20 protein-coding genes are annotated in these 20,079 nt (G+C 56.6%); 14 read left to right on the top strand and 6 right to left on the bottom strand.

Features of this window, described 5'->3' with window-relative positions; genetic code table 11:
* Positions 1–4 precede the first annotated feature (4 nt).
* From recF to dnaA, 3 genes are read right to left on the bottom strand one after another with little or no spacing between them, the layout of a single operon-like run.
* Complete coding sequence (gene recF / locus ACHPFG_RS00905; RefSeq protein WP_012721452.1) at positions 5–1,108, bottom strand: DNA replication/repair protein RecF; 1,104 nt, start codon at positions 1,106–1,108, stop codon at positions 5–7.
* A 20-nt stretch (positions 1,109–1,128) separates the two neighbouring features.
* The gene (gene dnaN / locus ACHPFG_RS00900) at positions 1,129–2,232 is read right to left on the bottom strand and encodes a DNA polymerase III subunit beta (RefSeq protein ID WP_065926810.1); all 1,104 of its coding nucleotides are present in this window, start codon (positions 2,230–2,232) and stop codon (positions 1,129–1,131) included.
* A gap of 38 nt (positions 2,233–2,270) precedes the next feature.
* Positions 2,271–3,791, bottom strand: a complete 1,521-nt coding sequence (dnaA, locus tag ACHPFG_RS00895) for a chromosomal replication initiator protein DnaA (RefSeq protein ID WP_131699627.1) — start codon at positions 3,789–3,791, stop codon at positions 2,271–2,273.
* 585 nt (positions 3,792–4,376) lie between these two features.
* Between dnaA and rpmH the strand changes: the two genes are divergently transcribed.
* From rpmH to mnmE, 5 genes are all read left to right on the top strand, one after another.
* Complete coding sequence (gene rpmH / locus ACHPFG_RS00890; protein ID WP_003213577.1) at positions 4,377–4,511, top strand: 50S ribosomal protein L34; 135 nt, start codon at positions 4,377–4,379, stop codon at positions 4,509–4,511.
* Positions 4,512–4,527: 16 nt separating this feature from the next.
* Positions 4,528–4,932: a ribonuclease P protein component gene (gene rnpA, locus ACHPFG_RS00885; RefSeq protein WP_431703539.1), complete on the top strand. Its 405-nt coding sequence runs from the start codon at positions 4,528–4,530 to the stop codon at positions 4,930–4,932.
* Positions 4,925–5,170, top strand: coding sequence for a membrane protein insertion efficiency factor YidD (gene yidD, locus ACHPFG_RS00880; protein WP_010207715.1), 246 nt, complete (start codon positions 4,925–4,927; stop codon positions 5,168–5,170). Before rnpA ends, yidD begins: the two co-directional genes overlap by 8 nt.
* A gap of 2 nt (positions 5,171–5,172) precedes the next feature.
* A complete protein-coding gene (gene yidC / locus ACHPFG_RS00875; RefSeq protein WP_431701350.1) occupies positions 5,173–6,876 on the top strand; it encodes a membrane protein insertase YidC in 1,704 nt (567 codons plus the stop codon).
* A gap of 79 nt (positions 6,877–6,955) precedes the next feature.
* Positions 6,956–8,326 (top strand): tRNA uridine-5-carboxymethylaminomethyl(34) synthesis GTPase MnmE, encoded by a 1,371-nt coding sequence (gene mnmE / locus ACHPFG_RS00870; RefSeq protein WP_131699629.1) that lies wholly within the window; start codon positions 6,956–6,958, stop codon positions 8,324–8,326.
* A gap of 60 nt (positions 8,327–8,386) precedes the next feature.
* Here the strand turns inward: mnmE and ACHPFG_RS00865 are convergent, their stop codons facing one another.
* From ACHPFG_RS00865 to ACHPFG_RS00855, 3 genes are all read right to left on the bottom strand, one after another.
* Positions 8,387–10,825, bottom strand: coding sequence for a TonB-dependent siderophore receptor (locus ACHPFG_RS00865; RefSeq protein WP_431701349.1), 2,439 nt, complete (start codon positions 10,823–10,825; stop codon positions 8,387–8,389).
* A 91-nt stretch (positions 10,826–10,916) separates the two neighbouring features.
* Positions 10,917–11,861, bottom strand: a complete 945-nt coding sequence (locus tag ACHPFG_RS00860) for a FecR domain-containing protein (RefSeq protein ID WP_431701348.1) — start codon at positions 11,859–11,861, stop codon at positions 10,917–10,919.
* On the bottom strand, positions 11,861–12,367 hold the full coding sequence (locus ACHPFG_RS00855; RefSeq protein WP_145338378.1) for a sigma-70 family RNA polymerase sigma factor: 507 nt from the start codon (positions 12,365–12,367) through the stop codon (positions 11,861–11,863). The genes ACHPFG_RS00860 and ACHPFG_RS00855 overlap by 1 nt, the downstream gene beginning before the upstream one ends.
* 564 nt (positions 12,368–12,931) lie before the next feature.
* Here ACHPFG_RS00855 and mnmG point away from each other — a divergent pair.
* The 9 genes from mnmG to ACHPFG_RS00810 all read left to right on the top strand — a co-directional run bounded on the left by mnmG (position 12,932) and on the right by ACHPFG_RS00810 (position 20,071).
* On the top strand, positions 12,932–14,824 hold the full coding sequence (gene mnmG, locus ACHPFG_RS00850) for a tRNA uridine-5-carboxymethylaminomethyl(34) synthesis enzyme MnmG (protein ID WP_431701347.1): 1,893 nt from the start codon (positions 12,932–12,934) through the stop codon (positions 14,822–14,824).
* Positions 14,821–15,465, top strand: a complete 645-nt coding sequence (gene rsmG, locus ACHPFG_RS00845) for a 16S rRNA (guanine(527)-N(7))-methyltransferase RsmG (RefSeq protein ID WP_065926803.1) — start codon at positions 14,821–14,823, stop codon at positions 15,463–15,465. The genes mnmG and rsmG overlap by 4 nt, the downstream gene beginning before the upstream one ends.
* An 18-nt stretch (positions 15,466–15,483) precedes the next feature.
* Positions 15,484–16,281 (top strand): ParA family protein, encoded by a 798-nt coding sequence (locus tag ACHPFG_RS00840; protein WP_015886651.1) that lies wholly within the window; start codon positions 15,484–15,486, stop codon positions 16,279–16,281.
* 9 nt (positions 16,282–16,290) lie between these two features.
* Complete coding sequence (locus ACHPFG_RS00835; protein WP_131699633.1) at positions 16,291–17,163, top strand: ParB/RepB/Spo0J family partition protein; 873 nt, start codon at positions 16,291–16,293, stop codon at positions 17,161–17,163.
* Between the two features lie 148 nt (positions 17,164–17,311).
* The gene (locus ACHPFG_RS00830) at positions 17,312–17,719 is read left to right on the top strand and encodes a F0F1 ATP synthase subunit I (protein ID WP_431701346.1); all 408 of its coding nucleotides are present in this window, start codon (positions 17,312–17,314) and stop codon (positions 17,717–17,719) included.
* A 16-nt stretch (positions 17,720–17,735) separates the two neighbouring features.
* A complete protein-coding gene (gene atpB / locus ACHPFG_RS00825) occupies positions 17,736–18,605 on the top strand; it encodes a F0F1 ATP synthase subunit A (protein WP_017736231.1) in 870 nt (289 codons plus the stop codon).
* Between the two features lie 133 nt (positions 18,606–18,738).
* A complete protein-coding gene (gene atpE, locus ACHPFG_RS00820) occupies positions 18,739–18,996 on the top strand; it encodes a F0F1 ATP synthase subunit C (RefSeq protein WP_002555987.1) in 258 nt (85 codons plus the stop codon).
* A 55-nt stretch (positions 18,997–19,051) separates the two neighbouring features.
* Positions 19,052–19,522, top strand: coding sequence for a F0F1 ATP synthase subunit B (locus ACHPFG_RS00815; RefSeq protein ID WP_008439543.1), 471 nt, complete (start codon positions 19,052–19,054; stop codon positions 19,520–19,522).
* 12 nt (positions 19,523–19,534) lie between these two features.
* Positions 19,535–20,071 (top strand): F0F1 ATP synthase subunit delta, encoded by a 537-nt coding sequence (locus ACHPFG_RS00810; RefSeq protein WP_053127454.1) that lies wholly within the window; start codon positions 19,535–19,537, stop codon positions 20,069–20,071.
* Positions 20,072–20,079: the final 8 nt, after the last annotated feature.

Genomic DNA, 20,079 nt, shown 5'->3' with positions numbered 1-20,079 from the left:
GCCTTCACTCCCGATGGTCGTGGGTCTGGGTGATACGGCCTTGTTCCACGTGGAACAAAGCGACTGGCGTTTCCGTCTGCCAGCCTTCCCTCAATAATTCGTGGTCTACACAGGTGATAAACACCTGGCAGCGTAATTCTTCCAACAAGCGGCATAACGCACGGCGATGTTGCTCGTCGAGTTCAGACGGCAAGTCATCCACCAGATAAATACACTGACCACGTCGGGCTTGGCTAACCAGATGACCCTGGGCGATACGCAGTGCACACACCACCAACTTCTGCTGGCCGCGGGACAAGATGTCCGCAGCATTGTGTGCGCCTAATCTAAGACGCAAATCAGCCCGTTGGGGTCCGGCCTGGGTATGGCCAATTTGCTGATCCCGCTGCAGGGACGTCGCGAGCACTGCACTCAGCTCACGTTCTTTATCCCAACCACGGTAGTAACTCAGCGTCAGCCCCTCGAGATCCAACAACTCGCTCAAGGTCTGCTCAAAGACTGGTTTCAAGGCTTTGATATAGGCGCGGCGGTATTCATCTATTTCGTCGCTGGCCAGGCACAATTCCCGGTCCCAGGCCGCTTGCGAAGCGGCGTCAAGTGTACCATGCCGCAGCCATGAGTTCCGCTGCCGCAGGGCCTTCTGCAGGCGCTGCCAAGTGGCCATGAATCGCGGTTCCACGTGGAACACTCCCCAGTCGAGGAACTGCCTGCGGATTTTTGGCGCGCCTTCCAGCAAGCGGAAGCTGTCAGGGTTGATCAGTTGCAATGGCAGGATCTCTGCCAGTTGCGCAGCACTGCGAGCATTCTGCCCGTCGATGCGAATCTGGAACTCACCGCCGCGATCACGAGAAATCCCCAGGCTGCTGTGCCCACCTTCTGCAAGTTCGACTTGGCCAAATACTGTGCAGGCCAGTTGTTCATACTGAATCACCGGCAACAAGCGGGCACTGCGAAAGGAACGGGCAAGCCCTAGCAGGTGGATGGCTTCCAGCACGCTGGTTTTGCCACTGCCGTTGGCGCCGTGGAGGATATTGATGCGGGGGGAGGGGGAGAAGGTCACCGGGTGCAAATTGCGCACCGCGGTGACCGAGACGCGACTAAGGGACATCTAGCTTCTGCTGAGCATGATTACAGACGCATCGGCATAACAACGTAAGCCGAGTCGTCATTATCGGATTCCTGCACCAGGGCGCTGCTGTTGGAGTCGGACAGGATCAGGCGAACCTGTTCGGTGGTCATCACACCCAGCACGTCCAGCAAGTAGCTCACGTTGAAGCCGATTTCCAAAGTGCCGCCGTTGTAATCAACGCCCACTTCCTCTTCCGCTTCTTCCTGCTCCGGGTTATTGGCCTGGATTTTCAACTGACCATTGGCCAGTTGCAGACGAATACCACGGTACTTCTCGTTGGACAGAATCGCAGTACGGCTGAACGCTTCACGCAGGGCCTGGCGATCACCGATCACCAACTTGTCGCCGCCTTTAGGCAGAACGCGCTCGTAATCCGGGAACTTGCCGTCAACCAGCTTGGAGGTGAAGGTGAACTCGCCGGTAGTCGCGCGGATATGGTGCTGACCCAGTACGATGCTGACATTGCCATCCGGCTCAGTGAGCAGGCGCGCCAGTTCGAGAATACCCTTACGCGGCACGATCACCTGATGACGATCAGGTTGACCGATATCGGCGCGCATCGAGCACATCGCCAGACGGTGGCCGTCGGTGGCCACGGCGCGGATGATGCCTTCCGACACTTCCAGCAGCATGCCGTTGAGGTAGTAACGCACGTCCTGCTGAGCCATGGCGAAGCTGGTACGCTCAATCAGACGGCGCAGTTTGCTTTGCTCCAGGCTGCAGGTCAGTGAGCCTGGGCCTTCTTCCACAGTCGGGAAATCATTGGCCGGCAAAGTAGACAGCGTGAAACGGCTGCGTCCCGCCTTGACCACCAACTTCTGCTCATCAACCTTAATGTCGATCAGCGCGTCGTTCGGCAGGCTTTTGCAGATGTCCATCAACTTGCGCGCAGGTACTGTGATCTCGCCAGGTTCAGCGGGTTCTTCCAGTTGCACGCGACCGACCAGCTCGACTTCCAGGTCGGTACCGGTCAGGGACAATTGCTGGCCTTCGACCACCAGCAATACGTTGGAGAGCACCGGCAAGGTCTGTCGGCGCTCGACGACGCCTGCGACCAGTTGCAGGGGTTTCAACAGGGCTTCGCGTTGAATGGTGAAATGCATGGTCTAGTCCCTTGCCTTAATAAGCTGCGCTGGTGTCATCAAGTAGTCAGTGTACGCAGCAGGTTCTTGTAGTCCTCGCGAATATCCGCGTCGGATTCCTTAAGCTCGTTGATCTTGCGGCACGCGTGCAAGACCGTGGTGTGGTCGCGGCCGCCAAACACATCACCGATTTCCGGCAGGCTATGGTTGGTCAACTCCTTGGAGAGTGCCATGGCCACCTGACGCGGACGAGCCACCGAGCGCGAACGGCGCTTGGACAACAGGTCGGAAATCTTGATCTTGTAGTACTCGGCCACGGTGCGCTGGATGTTATCCACACTCACCAGTTTGTCCTGCAATGCCAGCAAGTCTTTCAGGGATTCGCGAATCAGCTCGATGGTGATGTCGCGGCCCATGAAGTGAGAGTGCGCGATGACACGCTTGAGCGCACCTTCCAGCTCACGCACGTTGGAGCGAATGCGTTGGGCGATGAAAAACGCAGCGTCGTGGGGCAGATCGACTTTCGCCTGATCGGCCTTTTTCATCAGGATCGCAACGCGGGTTTCCAACTCCGGCGGCTCTACCGCAACGGTAAGGCCCCAACCAAAGCGCGACTTCAAGCGTTCTTCCAGGCCTTCGATTTCCTTCGGGTAACGGTCACTGGTCAGGATGACCTGTTGGCCACCTTCGAGCAGGGCGTTGAACGTATGGAAAAACTCTTCCTGGGAACGCTCCTTACGCGCGAAGAATTGAATGTCATCGATCAGCAATGCATCAACGGAGCGGTAGAACCGCTTGAACTCGTTGATCGCATTGAGCTGCAGGGCCTTGACCATGTCAGCCACGAAGCGCTCCGAGTGCAGGTATACAACCTTGGCATTCGGGTTCTTCTTTAATAGGTGGTTACCCACAGCGTGCATCAAGTGGGTCTTACCCAAGCCAACGCCGCCATAAAGGAAGAGCGGGTTGTAACCGTGCTTGGGGTTGTCTGCGACCTGCCAGGCGGCCGCGCGGGCCAGCTGGTTGGATTTACCTTCGACGAAGTTCTCAAAGGTGAACGTGCGGTTCAGGTAGCTGGTGTGCTTGAGCGCGCCTTCGACCTGTACCGTGCGCTGCTCGGCGCGGACCGGAGCCTGCTGGGAACTGGCGCCCGCCATTGGATCGAAGCTGTCGCGGGACGGCTCTTCATTTATAGGCGCGTTTTTCTGCGACGAGGATTTCGAAGGCGTCTGGGCAACCGGCGCTGGCGAGTTATTAACAGGCGCCGCGGCGACTTGAGCCTGCGAGGCACTCGCTGCGAGCGGAGCATTCGGTGCAGCACGAGGTGCCGAGCTGCGTTTGCTGCCTATCAATAAGGAGAGCACGGGCGCGAGGCCATTGCCGTGTTCATCGAGCAATTCGAGAACGCGGCTCAGGTACTTTTCGTTGACCCAGTCGAGAACAAAACGATTGGGCGCATAGACACGCAACTCGTCGCCTTCGGCTTCGACCTGTAGCGGGCGGATCCAGGTGTTGAATTGCTGGGCAGGCAGCTCATCGCGCAAAAGCTCAACGCACTGCTGCCAAAGTTCCACTGACACGGATATCCCCTAAGTTGAAAGCCGGTGAGGCAAAAACAGCCGCCATTGTAGCGGCCAGCAGCCCACTTATCCACATGTAGGTTGCTCACAGGCCAGCCAAAATCAATGCCTTAACTGCAAAAAATGCGACAGATGGTCTGTGCATAAGCTCTGTGGATAAGCGTGCCTGAGCTCGTTGTACAAGTGGGGGCGAAAGTCTGTGGGTAACTGGCCTGTGGATAACATGCCATTCCACACACAGCTTATCCGACAGCGCAGCACAGGCAGAGCACCGTTTCTCCCCCGTTTTGTCATTCTCTGTACATCACGTGGAATAAGGCCTTAAGGCAGTTATCCACAGAGGATGGCCTGCCTAGCTTTTATAAGCTTTACAGAAAAGCTTTAAATAACTTCCTTCTTTATTTTTATATCTATGGCATTGCTCGTGGAAGCAGAACGGAAAGAAAAGGGCTGGAGGCTCGTAAAGATCTAATTGAAGGAAAAGCTGGTTGGAAATTGACCTAGAGGCTTGCTTTCTCTAGAATCGCCGGTCTCTTAAAACGGGGGCCATTCCGGCCCGTTGTGGACGAACCAGGTAACAACGCCATGAAACGTACTTTCCAACCAAGCACCATCAAACGCGCCCGTACCCACGGCTTCCGTGCTCGCATGGCTACCAAGAACGGCCGTGCTGTCCTGTCGCGTCGCCGCGCCAAAGGTCGTGCGCGTCTGGCAGTTTGATAATCCGGTACTGGTGGTGAGTCAGGACTTCAGTCGGGAAAAGCGTCTGCTAACCCCCCGGCACTTCAAGGCAGTCTTTGACTCCCCCACCGGCAAGGTTCCGGGGAAAAATCTCCTGCTCCTTGCGCGTAACAACGATCTTGATTACCCCCGTCTCGGGTTGGTGATCGGCAAGAAGAGCGTAAAGCTCTCCGTTGAGCGCAATCGCCTCAAGCGTCTGATGCGCGAATCGTTTCGCCTCCACCAGGACACTCTGGTTGGTTGGGATATTGTTATCGTCGCGCGCAAAGGCTTGGGGGATGTAGAAAACCCCGAATTGATTCAGCATTTCGGCAAGCTCTGGAAACGTCTGGCGCGTACCAACAAACCAGCACCAGCAGTCAGCACCGAAACTGTAGGGGTAGACAGCACCGATGCGTAAACTGGCACTCGTTCCGATCCAGTTTTATCGCTATGCCATTAGTCCTCTGATGGCCAGCCACTGTCGTTTCTACCCCAGTTGTTCCTGCTACGCGTTAGAGGCCATAGAAAATCATGGTCTTCTGCGCGGTGGCTGGCTGACCTTTCGTCGTTTAGGTCGCTGTCATCCGTGGAATCCCGGTGGTTATGACCCGGTTCCACCTATCCCTACCTCCCGTTCTTCTTCGATGGCCGAGTAATCATGGATATTAAACGCACGATCCTGATCGTCGCCCTGGCAATCGTGTCCTACGTCATGGTCCTTAAGTGGAACCAGGACTATGGCCAAGCTGCCCTGCCGACTCAGAATGTTGCTGCCAATGCTGTTCCAGCGGGACTTCCCGATACAGTAAGTGGCACCAATACTGCCGCCAGTGATGACATTCCACGCGCAGCGGGCGAAACAAAAGCACCTGCCGAAGTTGCAGTTGCCACAAGCACCGACCTCATCCAGATCAAGACGGATGTATTGGACCTGGCTATCGACCCGCAAGGTGGCGATGTTGCCAAACTGACACTTCCGCTGTATCCGCGTCGTCAGGATCACCCGGAAATTCCATTCCAGTTGTTCGATAACGGTGGCGAACGTGTTTACCAGGCACAAAGTGGCCTGATCGGCACCAACGGTCCTGATGCGAGCGCAACCGGTCGTCCGATTTTCTCTGCGGAGAAGAAGAGCTATCAACTGGCGGATGGCCAAGACCAGCTGGTCGTGGACTTGAAGTTCAGCAAGGACGGCGTCAACTACATCAAGCGCTTCACACTCAAGCGCGGGCTGTACGACATCGTTGTCACCTATTTGATCGACAACCAGAGCGCTCAGCCTTGGACCGGCGCAATGTTTGCGCAGCTCAAGCGTGACGCCAGCTCCGATCCATCGTCCAGCACTGCGACCGGTACCGCGACTTACCTGGGCGCAGCCCTGTGGACAAGTTCGGAACCGTACAAAAAAGTATCCATGAAAGACATGGATAAGGTGGCCGAAGACAAAACCAAGGCACCGATCACCTATAACGTGAACGGTGGTTGGGTAGCCTGGCTGCAACACTACTTCGTAACTGCGTGGATTCCTCAGCCTGGCCAGAACAATGCCGTACTGGCGCGCAAGGACAGCAAAGGTAACTACATCATTGGCTACACCGGCCCGGCGTTGACCGTCGCTCCAGGTGCCAAGGCTGAAACCAGCGCAACCCTGTACGCCGGCCCGAAAAGCCAAGCGGTGTTGAAAGAGTTATCCCCAGGTCTGGAACTGACTGTGGACTACGGCATCCTGTGGTTCATTGCCCAGCCGATCTTCTGGCTGCTGCAACATATCCACAGCATCGTCGGTAACTGGGGCTGGTCGATCATCTTCCTGACCATGCTGATCAAGGGGATCTTCTTCCCACTGTCGGCCGCCAGCTACAAGTCGATGGCGCGCATGCGTGCCGTGGCCCCTAAACTGGCCGCGCTGAAAGAACAACATGGTGATGACCGGCAGAAAATGTCGCAGGCCATGATGGAGCTGTACAAGAAAGAGAAGATCAACCCGTTGGGTGGATGCTTGCCGATTCTGGTGCAGATGCCGGTATTCCTTTCGCTTTACTGGGTACTCCTGGAAAGCGTGGAAATGCGTCAGGCACCGTTCATGCTGTGGATAACTGACCTGTCGATCAAAGACCCGTTCTTTATCCTGCCGATCATCATGGGCGCGACCATGTTTATCCAGCAGCGCCTGAACCCGACACCCCCGGATCCGATGCAGGCCAAAGTGATGAAAATGATGCCAATCATCTTCACCTTCTTCTTCCTGTGGTTCCCAGCTGGTCTGGTTCTGTACTGGGTGGTCAACAACGTGTTGTCGATCTCTCAACAGTGGTACATCACACGTAAAATCGAAGCGGCTACCAAAAAAGCCGAGGCGTAATTTACTCTGTGGATAACCACTCAAGACGCCCCCTAGTGGGGCGTTTTGCTTTCCGTCATTTTTATTCTGGAACCTGCTGATGAGCGCTACTCGTGAAACCATCGCTGCTGTCGCTACCGCTCAGGGTCGCGGCGGCGTCGGTATCGTTCGTATTTCCGGACCGCTCGCCGGCATTGCCGCGAAGGCCATCAGCGGGAGAGAGTTAAAGCCACGCTATGCCCATTACGGCCCGTTCCTGGGCTCTGATGAAGAAGTATTGGACGAAGGCCTGGCCCTGTATTTCCCGGGCCCCAACTCCTTCACGGGTGAAGACGTACTGGAATTGCAGGGGCATGGCGGCCCAATCGTTCTGGATATGTTGCTGCAGCGCTGCCTGCAATTGGGTTGCCGCCTGGCTCGTCCTGGAGAATTCAGTGAGCGGGCATTCCTTAACGACAAGCTCGACCTGGCACAGGCTGAAGCAATTGCCGACTTGATCGAGGCCAGTTCTGCACAGGCAGCACGCAACGCATTGCGCTCTTTGCAGGGCGCTTTTTCCCTGCGTGTGCATAACTTGACCGAACAGTTGATAAGCCTGCGCATCTACGTCGAGGCGGCGATTGATTTTCCTGAAGAGGAAATCGACTTCCTTGCCGATGGCCATGTATTGGCGATGCTGGATAAAGTTCGCGATGAATTATCCACAGTCCTGCGTGAAGCCGGGCAGGGCGCGTTGCTGCGCGACGGCATGACGGTGGTGATCGCTGGGCGCCCCAATGCCGGCAAATCCAGCCTGCTGAACGCTCTGGCGGGTCGAGAAGCTGCCATCGTCACCGAGATTGCCGGTACTACCCGGGACATTTTGCGTGAACATATCCACATTGATGGCATGCCGTTGCACGTGGTCGACACCGCGGGTTTACGCGACACCGACGACCAGGTGGAAAAGATCGGCGTCGAGCGTGCGCTCAAGGCTATCAGTGAGGCGGACCGTGTGTTGCTGGTGGTAGATGCCACGGCGCCGGAAGCTGTAGATCCATTCGCACTGTGGCCGGAATTCCTTGAGCAACGGCCTGACCCGTCCAAAGTCACCTTGATTCGGAATAAGGCTGACCTGACCGGTGAAGCCATAGCGATGGAAACCAGCGAGGATGGCCATGTCACCATCAGCCTGAGTGCGAAATCGGCCGGTGATGGACTGGAGTTGCTGCGCGACCACCTCAAGGCCTGCATGGGGTACGAGCAGACCTCGGAAAGCAGCTTCAGTGCACGTCGCAGGCATCTGGAGGCGCTGCGTCACGCAAGTGCAGCGTTGGAGCACGGTCGGGCTCAATTGACCTTGGCGGGGGCTGGTGAGCTGTTGGCTGAGGACTTGCGTCAGGCGCAGCAGCTGTTGGGAGAAATCACCGGCGCGTTCAGCTCGGATGATCTGCTGGGACGGATCTTCTCCAGCTTCTGTATCGGCAAGTAGGAGCTGGCTTGCCCGCGATGAAGGCCTGAAGAATATTTTGATTCTTCAGGCCTTCATCCTTCACCAGTTGTACGAAACAGTCCCAAGCAGTGTACGACTGTCACCCCAATAGCAGCGGCCCGCGTCGTTGCAGCCAGAAACATACTCCTTGTCGAACAGATTCTTGGCGTTCACGTCCACTGACCAGTGCTTGTCGATCTGATAGCCGACGGCTGCGTCCACCAGAGTGACGCTCCCAGCATCCAGCTTTCCGTACAGGCTGGGCTGGGTGTAAGAAAACGTACTGTCGAAATAGCGCACACCGCCGCCCAGGGACAACCCCTTGAGTTGGCCATCGAGGAAGCGGTACTTGCCCCACGCCGAGGCCTGGTTGCGCGGAACCCCCGTCATCTGATGCCCCTCAACCAGCGAGGTAGCCGAGTCCTTGGTAATACGAGCGTCAGTGTAGGTGTAGGCTGCGGTCACATTCAGGTTGGGCGTGATATTGCTGTTCACCTCGACCTCGGCACCTTTGGCCCGGCTTTCGCCCACCTGGCGGTAGCTGTTGGTGGTGGCGTCGAGGTAGGTGTCGTCTTCCTTGCGCAAGTCATACACCGACAGAGTCATCGCTGTATCCCAGCCGACCGGCTCGTACTTCACACCCACTTCGTACTGACTGCTGGTGATCGGCTTCAACGGTGAACCGGCGTTGGAGATCTGCTGTACAGGCACAAATGCTGTGGAGTAGCTGACGTACGGCGTCAGGCCGTTGTCGAACTGGTACATCACCCCGCCCTGGTAGGTAAACTTGCGGTCTTCGGAGCCGGTGTTGCTGGCTTTGTTGACCTTGTCGCGGAAATCACTGTCGACCCAGTCCTGGCGGCCGCCCAGCAGGAACAACCAGTGGTCATACTTGCTCTGGATTTGTGCATAAACACCTTTCATCTGCTGCTCGAGCAAGGTGTTTTGCACAGCCACCGGGGTAAGCGGTTCACGCAGGTACACGGGGTTATACACATTGATGGTGCCGGCGAAGCCTGCGTCCCAATCCTGGTTGAACGAGGTTCGGTCATAACTGGCGCCGAACAGCACCGTATTTTCCAGGCCCCCGACCTGGAATTTTCCTTCCAACTGGTTATCCAGGGAGTACACCATTGACTTGTTGTAGCGGTCGTAGGCGGTCATGTTCAGTTGGGTGCCGAAACCGCCATTGTTCAATGTGCTCGGCCAGGTTTCGTGACGGTTGATGCGCGATTGCATGTACCGCGAGTTCTGGCGGAACTGCCACTCATCATTGAAGCTGTGGCTGAATTCGTATCCGCTGCTCCAGGCTTCACGTTCGAACGTATTCCAGTCCGGGTCGCCGAGCATGGTGTGCTTGGACAGCTTTCCGTTCGGATTTGTAAGCAAGGTCCCCGCAGCGGGTAGGCCAAGTTCGAGATTGGTGTGGTCCTTTTGGTAATTGGCCAACAACGTGAGCGTATTGAAATCGTCGAAATTCAGCGTCAGTGAAGGCGCGATATACAGGCGATCATCAGGAACATGGTCAGTCTGCGTGTCAGACTTGCGGCCAAGCATCACAACCCGGCCAAGGATGTTGCCGCTGTCGTTGAGTGGACCAGAGATATCCACACCCAACTGACGCCGATTATTCGAGCCATAACCGAGCTGCACTTCACCTTGCGGCGTGGCAGTCGGATGTTTGCTCACCAAGTTCACTAAACCGCCAGGCGCGTTTTCACCGTACAGCAGGGAAGAAGGCCCACGAAAGATTTCGACCCGCTCCAGGCCATAGGGCTCACTGGTGGTGTCGTACCGATTGCCTTGTACGCGCAGGCCATCTCGCAGCAGGCCGTAGCCGTAATCCGTGGCATTGAAACCGCGGATGAAGAACAAGTCCCCCGCAAGACCGTCGCCAGCAGCAAAGGGCGGTGCGAAGATACCTGGCACGTAACCCAATACTTCAGTCAGGGTCTGCGACTTCTGGTCTTTGATGCGCTGGCCGGTGACGACCGATACCGAACGCGGTGTTTCCGACAGAGGCGTGCTGGTCTTGGTACCGATACGGCTGTTTTGCGCTTTGTAGCCCACATCCCCGGCAATCTCTTGATTGAACCCCACCTGTTGATAAGTGCTGACTGTGGTGGGCGCGAGCGTGAGTTGCCCTGTAGGAATAGTCTGCAGGACATAACTGCCAGGCGCCTGGACTACAGCTTGTAACCCCGAGTTCTGCAGCAACAGTGCAAAACCTTGCTCAACCGAATAGTCACCTTCCAGCCCGGTGGTGTTCAAGCGCGCGGTTTGCTGGGGCGAGAAAGACAGAATCACATTCGCCCTGGCGGCAAATTGGCTCAAGGCATTGTCCAGGGGACCGGCCGCAATGACGTAATGCTGCACCGCGCTGGCGGCCATGGCGTCACTGGATAGCAAAACACCGGCTGTGGCTGCCGTGCCGAGCAGCAGGCTGCACGTCATACCGTGGTAGGAAAGTCGCTGGCGGAGCTTGGTGTGAAGGCGCATAGGTGGATAAGCCCTGAAGGTGGCGTCGTGATTACCTTTAGGGCCGTGTCAGGTAAAAAAAAGATAACCCCTTGTGAGGATATTTTTGCGATCAAGCGATTCGCTTCACCGAAACCCAATAGCGAGTGAAGTATTTCACCTGAATAGGCAAGGTTGCCTGCAGATTCGCCAGTACCGCATCGGTGGAATCCAGGCGGAAGGTCCCGGAAACACGTAGACGTGCACAAGCCAAGTCGCATTTCAGGACACCGGGACGGTAGCGGGCAAGGTCTTCGATCACATCCCCGAGGCGAGCATCCAATACGATCAGTTGGCCATCGACCCAGGCTGCGTGGGACCCGCTATACGTGTGGTCAAGCCCCACGTTTTGACGATCAAAGTCAGCGCTTTCACCGGCACCGAGCAGTCGAGCATGGCCGGGCTGGTCACCAGGGGACACACTTACGCGATCCTCCAGAACACCGACACGTGTGGAATCCGGCAACTGGCGCACTGTAAACCGTGTACCCAGTGCCTGGACTCTGCCTTGGCGGGTTTCGACATAAAAGGGCGTCTGCCCGCCCAACTTCCCGGTGTGGATAAGTACTTCACCTTCACGCAGCCGGATCAAACGTTGGCGCCCATCGAATATCACGTCAATCGCCGTGCTGGTATTCAGATCAATCCGTGTGCCGTCAGCCAATACGACGCGCCGGCGCTCACCCACAGACGTCCGGTAGTCGGCCCATACATTACCCAGGGAGGTGTGTTGCTGAACATTCCAGCCCAGGCACCCGGTACCGCCCATTACCAACATCCACTTCAACACCTGACGACGTTGTTGCGTAGTCGACAATGCCCGGCGGGTGAAATCCTGGGGCAGGGCGCCGAGACTGCGCTGCAATTGCTCCATCTGGTTCCATGCCGCCTGATGGGACGGATCGCCGTTGAGCCATTGTTGCCAGGCAAGGCGTTCAGCGGCCGTAGGCGTTTGGGATTGAAACTGTACATACCAGTTAGCAGCGGCCTCGAAGGTCTTGCGATCGGGGGCGGCCATTACAGGCTGGCCACGATCAGCGAGCATTCAGTCAATGCACGGATCATGTGCTTCTTCACCGTGGTCAGCGACACCTGCAGTTGATCGGCGATCTGTTGATAAGTCAGCCCCTCGATCTGCGACAACAGGAAGATCCGTCGCGCTCGCTCGCCGAGTCCGGACAGAGCTTTATCCACAGCCACCAGCGTCTCGATAATGATGGCCTTGTCTTCTTCACTGATGGCTGTGGTTTCAGGCCGTTCGGCCAAGGTTTGCTTGTAGGCCTGCTCGATGCCATGCCGGCGATAACGATCAATCACCAGGCCCCTGGCGATGGTCGCCAGGTAGTCACGCGGTTCAACAATCTGCGCCGCATGCCGCCCACCCAAAATGCGCACGAACGTATCGTGCGCCACATCGGCTGCATCGCAGGCGTTATGCAACTTACCTTTGAGCCACCCGTGCAACCAGGAATGGTGCTGCTCGTAGATGTTCTGAACCGCAGCCGTGTGTGAAGAAGGGGACATAGGCCATGACAAGGTAGGTTAATGATAATCGCTATTATTAACTGCCTCGCTGTTTTCTCACAATAGATCTCTTTTTTGACGTGCTTCCCCCCAATAGAAAGATTCGGTGGGCTTCATCGTGGGCGAAATTCACACCATTGCACGGAGTTCTGTGGATTAAGCCCTGTGAATAACCGCCCCTGTGCCCAGTTGATAACAGGGCTTGAAACCTGAGTAAAAAACCCTCTGTGGATAACCTCCTGTTTAATCCACAGGCTTAAAGCACTTATCCAAGGGCCTCATTGGCACATGACCACAGACTTTTGAATCTATGTACACATTGTAAATAAAGGCCTGTAGAGATCTATCCACAGAAAACGTGCTCAGTAGAAATAAACATAAAAACAAAGATTTAATAACTTTCTCTCTTTTAATTTCTATTGTCTGTGATTCATCCACAGCTGGTTAAATTTTGTGCAAAGGGTTCTTTAGGAAGGGCGAAGTCCCTATACTTGCCGCCAAAGCTCCAAAACCCTTTCAACAAACAACTCCTGATTACCTACATAAGCAGGCACGAGGTGCGTGGTGGATTTCCCTTCCCGTTTTGAAGTGATCGTCATCGGCGGCGGTCATGCCGGTACCGAGGCAGCACTGGCGTCAGCACGCATGGGCGTAAAAACCCTGTTGTTGACGCATAACGTGGAAACCCTCGGTGCCATGAGTTGCAACCCTGCCATTGGTGGGATCGGCAAAAGCCATCTGGTCAAGGAAATCGATGCCCTCGGTGGCGTGATGGCCGAGGCCACCGACAAGGGTGGTATTCAATTTCGCGTGCTCAACAGCCGCAAAGGCCCGGCCGTGCGTGCCACTCGGGCCCAGGCAGACCGCATCCTGTACAAGGCCGCGGTCCGCGAAACCCTGGAAAACCAGCCCAACCTGTGGATATTTCAGCAAGCCGCCGATGACTTGATCGTCGAACAGGACGTGGTTCGCGGTGTTGTCACCCAAATGGGCCTGCGTTTCTTCGCAGAATCCGTGGTGTTGACCACCGGTACGTTCCTCGGCGGACTTATCCACATCGGTATGCAGAACTATTCGGGTGGCCGTGCCGGTGATCCGCCGTCGATTGCCTTGGCAAAACGCCTGCGCGAATTGCCGCTGCGCGTAGGTCGCCTGAAAACCGGGACCCCGCCGCGTATTGACGGACGTTCCGTGGATTTTTCGGTGATGACCGAACAAGCCGGCGACACACCGATTCCGGTGATGTCGTTCATGGGTTCCAAGGAGCAACACCCCAAACAGGTGAGCTGCTGGATTACCCACACCAACGCCCGCACTCACGAAATCATTGCCGCGAACCTCGACCGTTCGCCGATGTACTCCGGGGTGATCGAAGGGATTGGCCCGCGTTACTGCCCGTCGATCGAAGACAAGATCCACCGCTTTGCCGACAAGGAAAGCCACCAGGTCTTCATCGAGCCTGAAGGGCTGACCACCCACGAGTTGTACCCAAACGGGATTTCCACTTCCCTGCCGTTCGATGTGCAAATCCAGATCGTGCAATCGATTCGCGGCATGGAAAACGCACACATCGTGCGTCCGGGCTACGCCATCGAATACGACTACTTCGACCCGCGTGACCTGAAGTACAGCCTGGAAACCAAAGTGATCGGCGGTCTGTTCTTCGCTGGCCAAATCAACGGCACCACCGGTTACGAAGAAGCCGGCGCCCAAGGTTTGCTGGCCGGGACCAACGCCGCATTGCGTGCACAGGGCAAAGACAGCTGGTGCCCGCGTCGCGATGAAGCGTATATCGGCGTGTTGGTCGATGACCTGATTACCCTGGGAACCCAGGAACCGTATCGGATGTTTACTTCCCGAGCGGAATATCGCCTGATCCTGCGCGAAGACAACGCCGACCTGCGCCTGACCGAAAAAGGTCGTGAACTGGGCCTGGTCGACGATGCCCGTTGGGCCGCCTTCTGCAAAAAACGCGAAAGCATCGAGCTCGAAGAGCAACGCCTGAAAAGTACCTGGGTTCGCCCGGGCACCCAGCAGGGCGATGCGATCTCGGAAAAATTCGGCACGCCGCTGACCCACGAGTACAACCTGCTGAACCTGCTGTCCCGCCCGGAGATCGATTACGCGGGTCTGGTCGAAGTGACCGGCGGCGGCGCAGATGATCCACAGGTTGCCGAGCAGGTCGAAATCAAAACCAAGTACGCCGGTTACATTGACCGCCAGCAGGACGAGATCGCTCGTCTGCGCGCCAGTGAAGACACCAAGCTGCCTGTGGATATCGACTACACCGGCATTTCCGGATTGTCGAAAGAAATCCAAAGCAAGCTGGGGATAACTCGCCCCGAAACGCTCGGCCAGGCTTCACGTATCCCCGGCGTCACCCCGGCAGCCATTTCGCTGTTGATGATTCACTTGAAAAAACGCGGCGCGGGCCGTCAGTTGGAGCAAAGCGCTTGAGTTCGTTGGTCACCTCGCAACACGCCGAAGAGTTATCCACAGGTGCGCGCCAGTTGGGCGTGGACTTGACCGAAGCCCAGCACGATTTGCTGTTGGGTTACCTGGCCCTGTTGATCAAATGGAACAAGGCTTACAACCTGACGGCCGTGCGTGATCCCGACGAAATGGTTTCCCGTCACTTGCTCGACAGCCTGAGCGTGATGCCATTTATCGAAAACGGTCGTTGGCTTGACGTGGGCAGTGGTGGCGGTATGCCCGGCATTCCACTGGCTATTCTGTTTCCCGAGTCGCAAGTGACCTGCCTGGACAGCAACGGCAAGAAAACTCGTTTCCTGACCCAAGTCAAACTTGAGCTCAAGCTGGATAACCTGCAAGTTATCCACAGTCGCGTCGAAGCCTTCACGCCTGAACTGCCCTTCAACGGAATTGTTTCCCGGGCGTTCAGCAGCATGGAGAACTTCAGCAACTGGACCCGTCACCTGGGCGACCGCGACACCCGCTGGCTGGCAATGAAGGGCGTCCATCCAAGCGATGAGCTGTTAGCATTGCCGGCAGACTTCCACCTCGATAGCGAACACGCCTTGGCCGTACCCGGTTGCCAAGGCCAACGCCATCTGCTGATACTGCGCCGCACGGCATGATTGGGAACACAAGCAAGAATGGCTAAGGTATTCGCGATAGCGAACCAGAAAGGTGGCGTGGGCAAAACCACCACCTGCATCAACCTCGCAGCATCCCTGGTCGCCACCAAGCGCCGGGTGCTGTTGATCGATCTCGATCCACAGGGCAACGCCACCATGGGTAGCGGTGTGGATAAACACGGCTTGGAAAACTCGGTCTACGACTTGCTGATTGGCGAGTGTGACCTGGCCCAGGCAATGCACTACTCCGAGCATGGCGGTTATCAACTGCTGCCGGCCAACCGCGATTTGACTGCGGCGGAAGTGGTGCTGCTGGAAATGCAGATGAAGGAGAGCCGTCTGCGCAGCGCTTTGGCACCGATCCGCGAGAACTACGACTACATTTTGATCGACTGTCCACCGTCGCTGTCGATGCTCACGCTTAACGCACTGGTGGCGGCCGATGGGGTGATTATTCCCATGCAGTGCGAGTACTACGCGCTGGAAGGGTTGAGCGACCTTGTGGATAACATCAAGCGTATCGCCGAGTTGCTCAACCCGAACCTGCAGATCGAAGGCCTGCTGCGCACCATGTTCGACCCGCGCCTGAGCCTGATGAACGATGTGTCGGCCCAGCTCAAGGAACACTTTGGCGAGCAGCTGTACGACACGGTGATCCCACGTAACATCCGCTTGGCCGAAGCGCCGAGCTATGGCATGCCGGCGTTGGCGTACGACAAGACTTCGCGTGGTGCCATTGCCTACCTGGCATTGGCCGGCGAGATGGTTCGTCGTCAACGCCGCAACTCACGCACCGCTGCAGCCCAGCCAACTTAAGGAATCCCCATGGCCGTCAAGAAACGAGGTCTCGGACGTGGACTGGATGCACTGTTGAGTGGTCCGACCGTCACATCGCTTGAAGAACAGGCGGTGCAGGCTGACGAACGTGAGCTGCAGCACCTGCCCCTGGACCTGATCCAGCGCGGCAAATACCAGCCACGCCGGGACATGGATCCCCAGGCGCTGGAAGAACTGGCCAATTCGATCAAGGCCCAGGGCGTGATGCAGCCGATTGTGGTTCGCCCGATCGGCGGCGGCCGCTTTGAAATCATCGCCGGTGAACGCCGCTGGCGCGCCAGCCAGCAGGCCGGTAAGGACACCATCCCGGCGATGGTGCGCGATGTAACGGATGAAACCGCCATCGCCATGGCGTTGATCGAGAACATCCAGCGTGAAGACCTCAACCCGATCGAAGAAGCGATCGCCCTGCAGCGTTTGCAGCAGGAGTTCCAGCTGACCCAGCAACAGGTCGCCGAGGCCGTGGGTAAATCCCGTGTCACCGTGTCCAACTTGCTGCGCCTGATCGCGCTGCCGGAAGTCATCAAGACCATGTTGTCCCATGGCGACCTGGAGATGGGTCACGCCCGTGCTTTGCTCGGTTTACCGGAAAATCAACAGGTTGAAGGGGCGCGACACGTTGTCGCACGAGGGCTCACCGTTCGTCAGACCGAGGCCCTGGTTCGCCAGTGGCTCAGCGGCAAACCTGCACCGGTCGAAGCGGCCAAACCTGATCCGGATATTGCGCGCCTGGAGCAGCGCCTGGCCGAGCGCCTGGGCTCTGCGGTACAAATACGCCACGGCAAGAAAGGCAAAGGACAATTGGTCATCGGATATAACTCCCTTGATGAGCTTCAGGGCGTCCTTGCCCACATCCGCTGAAACATTTGCTTATGTAGCGCGTGATCGGAAATCACTACCCGGCAGTTGAATAGGGGCAGAACCGCCCCTATACTCTGCGCGCATTTTGTCGGCACAAATTATGCCAAGTTATTGATTTCCGGCAGCCGACTATTGAGGAGCAAGAGTGATGGAAACCCGCACGCCAAACACGTTGCCCTTCCATCGCTTGGCTGTTTTTCCGGTTTTATTGGCTCAATTTGTCATTTTGCTGATCGCCGCGTTGGCGCTTTGGTACTGGCATGGAGTCGTAGCCGGATATTCAGGACTTTGCGGAGGCCTGATAGCCTTGCTGCCCAATATGTATTTTGCTCACAGGGCCTTTCGGTTTTCCGGCGCCCGAGCAGCCCAGGCTATCGTCCGGTCTTTTTATGCCGGCGAGGCGGGGAAACTGATTTTGACGGCAGTGCTGTTTGCACTGACCTTTGCAGGTGTGAAGCCATTGGCGTCGCTGGCTGTATTCGGCGTCTTCGTGTTGACCCAACTGGTCAGCTGGTTCGCTCCCCTGCTAATGAAAACAAGACTTTCGAAACCTTAGGGCGTTTGAGGCAACCATGGCAGAAACAACCGCTTCGGGCTATATCCAGCACCACTTGCAGAACCTGACCTTCGGTCAGCTTCCCAACGGCGGCTGGGGCTTTGCCCACTCCGCAGCAGAGGCCAAAGAAATGGGCTTCTGGGCTTTCCACCTGGATACTCTGGGCTGGTCGGTCGCTTTGGGTCTGATCTTCGTCCTGATTTTCCGCATGGCGGCAAAGAAGGCAACTTCCGGTCAGCCAGGTGCTTTGCAGAACTTCGTTGAAGTATTGGTCGAATTCGTCGATGGCAGCGTGAAAGACAGCTTCCATGGCCGTAGCCCGGTAATTGCACCGCTGGCACTGACCATCTTCGTCTGGGTGTTCCTGATGAACGCTGTCGACCTGATCCCGGTTGACTGGATTCCTCAGTTGGCCATGGCGATTTCCGGCGATCCGCACATTCCATTCCGTGCCGTATCGACCACTGACCCGAACGCTACCCTGGGCATGGCCCTGTCGGTATTTGCGTTGATCATTTTCTACAGCATCAAGATCAAGGGCATCGGCGGCTTCATCGGCGAACTGACCCTGCACCCGTTCGGCAGCAAGAACATCTTCGTTCAAGCCCTGCTGATCCCGGTGAACTTCCTGCTGGAATTCGTCACCCTGATCGCCAAGCCGATCTCCCTGGCCCTGCGACTGTTCGGCAACATGTATGCCGGCGAGCTGGTGTTCATTCTGATCGCTGTGATGTTCGGCAGCGGCCTGCTCTGGCTTAGCGGCCTGGGCATTGTTCTGCAGTGGGCGTGGGCTGTGTTCCACATCCTGATCATCACCCTGCAGGCCTTCATCTTCATGATGCTGACCATCGTCTACCTGTCGATGGCGCACGAAGAGAACCATTAAGACCAGTCTCGACTAGTCTGATGTCCTTCCCGGTGAAACGGGAAGGTGGCCCACCAGGGCTATGAAACGATTTGTTTTACCGCTTTAAAATCTAAAAAACCTAAACCATACGACGTAAAAGTCGGGAGGAAAGATGGAAACTGTAGTTGGTCTAACCGCTATCGCTGTTGCACTGTTGATCGGCCTGGGCGCCCTGGGTACTGCCATTGGTTTCGGCCTGCTGGGCGGCAAGTTCCTGGAAGGCGCAGCGCGTCAGCCAGAAATGGTTCCAATGCTGCAAGTTAAAATGTTCATCGTTGCCGGCCTGCTCGACGCCGTGACCATGATCGGCGTTGGTATCGCTCTGTTCTTCACCTTCGCGAACCCCTTCGTTGGTCAACTCGCCGGTTAATCACTCGTTTCTCGAGTGATTGGTGTGTTGTGCAACGAATGAGCGAGGTATTGGCGTGAACATTAATGCAACCATTATTGGTCAGTCCTTAGCGTTCTTGATTTTTGTCGTTTTCTGCATGAAGTTCGTATGGCCTCCGGTCATCGCGGCTTTGCACGAACGTCAAAAGAAGATCGCGGATGGACTGGACGCTGCCGCACGAGCAGCTCGCGACCTGGAGTTGGCCCAAGATAAAGCGGGTCAGCAACTGCGCGAAGCGAAAGCTCAAGCAGCCGAAATCATTGAGCAAGCCAAGAAACGCGGTAACCAGATCGTTGAAGAGGCTGTTGAAAAAGCCCGTATCGACGCTGACCGTGTGAAGGTTCAGGCTCAAGCCGAGATCGAGCAGGAACTGAACGGTGTCAAAGATGCGCTGCGTGCCCAATTGGGTGCTCTGGCCGTCGGCGGTGCTGAGAAGATCCTGGGTGCCACAATTGATCAAAACGCGCACGCGGAGCTGGTTAACAAACTGGCTGCTGAAATTTAAGCGAGGGCGATCATGGCAGAATTGACCACGTTGGCCCGACCTTACGCTAAGGCAGCCTTCGAGCACGCCCAGGCCCACCAGCAGCTGGCCTCTTGGTCAGCCATGCTCGGCCTGGCTGCAGCAGTGTCGCAAGACGACACCATGCAGCGCGTGCTCAAGGCCCCGCGACTGACGAGCGCAGACAAGGCCGCCACTTTTATTGAAGTGTGCGGCGACAAGTTTGATGTGAAAGTGCAGAACTTCATCAATGTCATCGCCGAAAACGACCGTCTCCTGCTTTTGCCGGAGATTGCCGCTCTGTTCGACCTGTACAAGGCCGAGCAAGAGAAATCGGTAGACGTTGAAGTGACCAGTGCTTTTGCATTGAACCAAGAACAGCAAGACAAACTCGCCAAGGTTCTCAGTGCACGACTCGACCGGGAAGTGCGCCTGCAAGTTGCGGAAGACCCATCCCTCATTGGGGGTGTTGTCATTCGCGCCGGCGACCTGGTTATCGATGGCTCGATTCGCGGCAAACTCGCGAATCTTGCCGAAGCATTGAAATCTTGAGTTTGAAG

Source organism: Pseudomonas sp. BR20 (genome assembly GCF_050780135.1).
Lineage (GTDB): Bacteria > Pseudomonadota > Gammaproteobacteria > Pseudomonadales > Pseudomonadaceae > Aquipseudomonas.
Note: the sequence above shows the minus strand (reverse complement) of the source record. Positions and strands in the feature narration are given on the sequence as shown.

Excerpts from the sequence above, each read along its gene's own strand:
- dnaN (WP_065926810.1), bottom strand. The coding sequence starts at position 2,232 with ATGCATTTCACCATTCAACGCGAAGCCCTGTTGAAACCCCTGCAACTG.
- ACHPFG_RS00865 (WP_431701349.1), bottom strand. The coding sequence starts at position 10,825 with ATGCGCCTTCACACCAAGCTCCGCCAGCGACTTTCCTACCACGGTATG.
- rpmH (WP_003213577.1), top strand. The coding sequence starts at position 4,377 with ATGAAACGTACTTTCCAACCAAGCACCATCAAACGCGCCCGTACCCAC.
- recF (WP_012721452.1), bottom strand. The coding sequence starts at position 1,108 with ATGTCCCTTAGTCGCGTCTCGGTCACCGCGGTGCGCAATTTGCACCCG.
- atpB (WP_017736231.1), top strand. The coding sequence starts at position 17,736 with ATGGCAGAAACAACCGCTTCGGGCTATATCCAGCACCACTTGCAGAAC.
- ACHPFG_RS00810 (WP_053127454.1), top strand. The coding sequence starts at position 19,535 with ATGGCAGAATTGACCACGTTGGCCCGACCTTACGCTAAGGCAGCCTTC.
- yidC (WP_431701350.1), top strand. The coding sequence starts at position 5,173 with ATGGATATTAAACGCACGATCCTGATCGTCGCCCTGGCAATCGTGTCC.
- atpE (WP_002555987.1), top strand. The coding sequence starts at position 18,739 with ATGGAAACTGTAGTTGGTCTAACCGCTATCGCTGTTGCACTGTTGATC.
- ACHPFG_RS00830 (WP_431701346.1), top strand. The coding sequence starts at position 17,312 with ATGGAAACCCGCACGCCAAACACGTTGCCCTTCCATCGCTTGGCTGTT.
- ACHPFG_RS00840 (WP_015886651.1), top strand. The coding sequence starts at position 15,484 with ATGGCTAAGGTATTCGCGATAGCGAACCAGAAAGGTGGCGTGGGCAAA.
- ACHPFG_RS00835 (WP_131699633.1), top strand. The coding sequence starts at position 16,291 with ATGGCCGTCAAGAAACGAGGTCTCGGACGTGGACTGGATGCACTGTTG.
- mnmE (WP_131699629.1), top strand. The coding sequence starts at position 6,956 with ATGAGCGCTACTCGTGAAACCATCGCTGCTGTCGCTACCGCTCAGGGT.
- yidD (WP_010207715.1), top strand. The coding sequence starts at position 4,925 with ATGCGTAAACTGGCACTCGTTCCGATCCAGTTTTATCGCTATGCCATT.
- ACHPFG_RS00855 (WP_145338378.1), bottom strand. The coding sequence starts at position 12,367 with ATGTCCCCTTCTTCACACACGGCTGCGGTTCAGAACATCTACGAGCAG.
- ACHPFG_RS00860 (WP_431701348.1), bottom strand. The coding sequence starts at position 11,861 with ATGGCCGCCCCCGATCGCAAGACCTTCGAGGCCGCTGCTAACTGGTAT.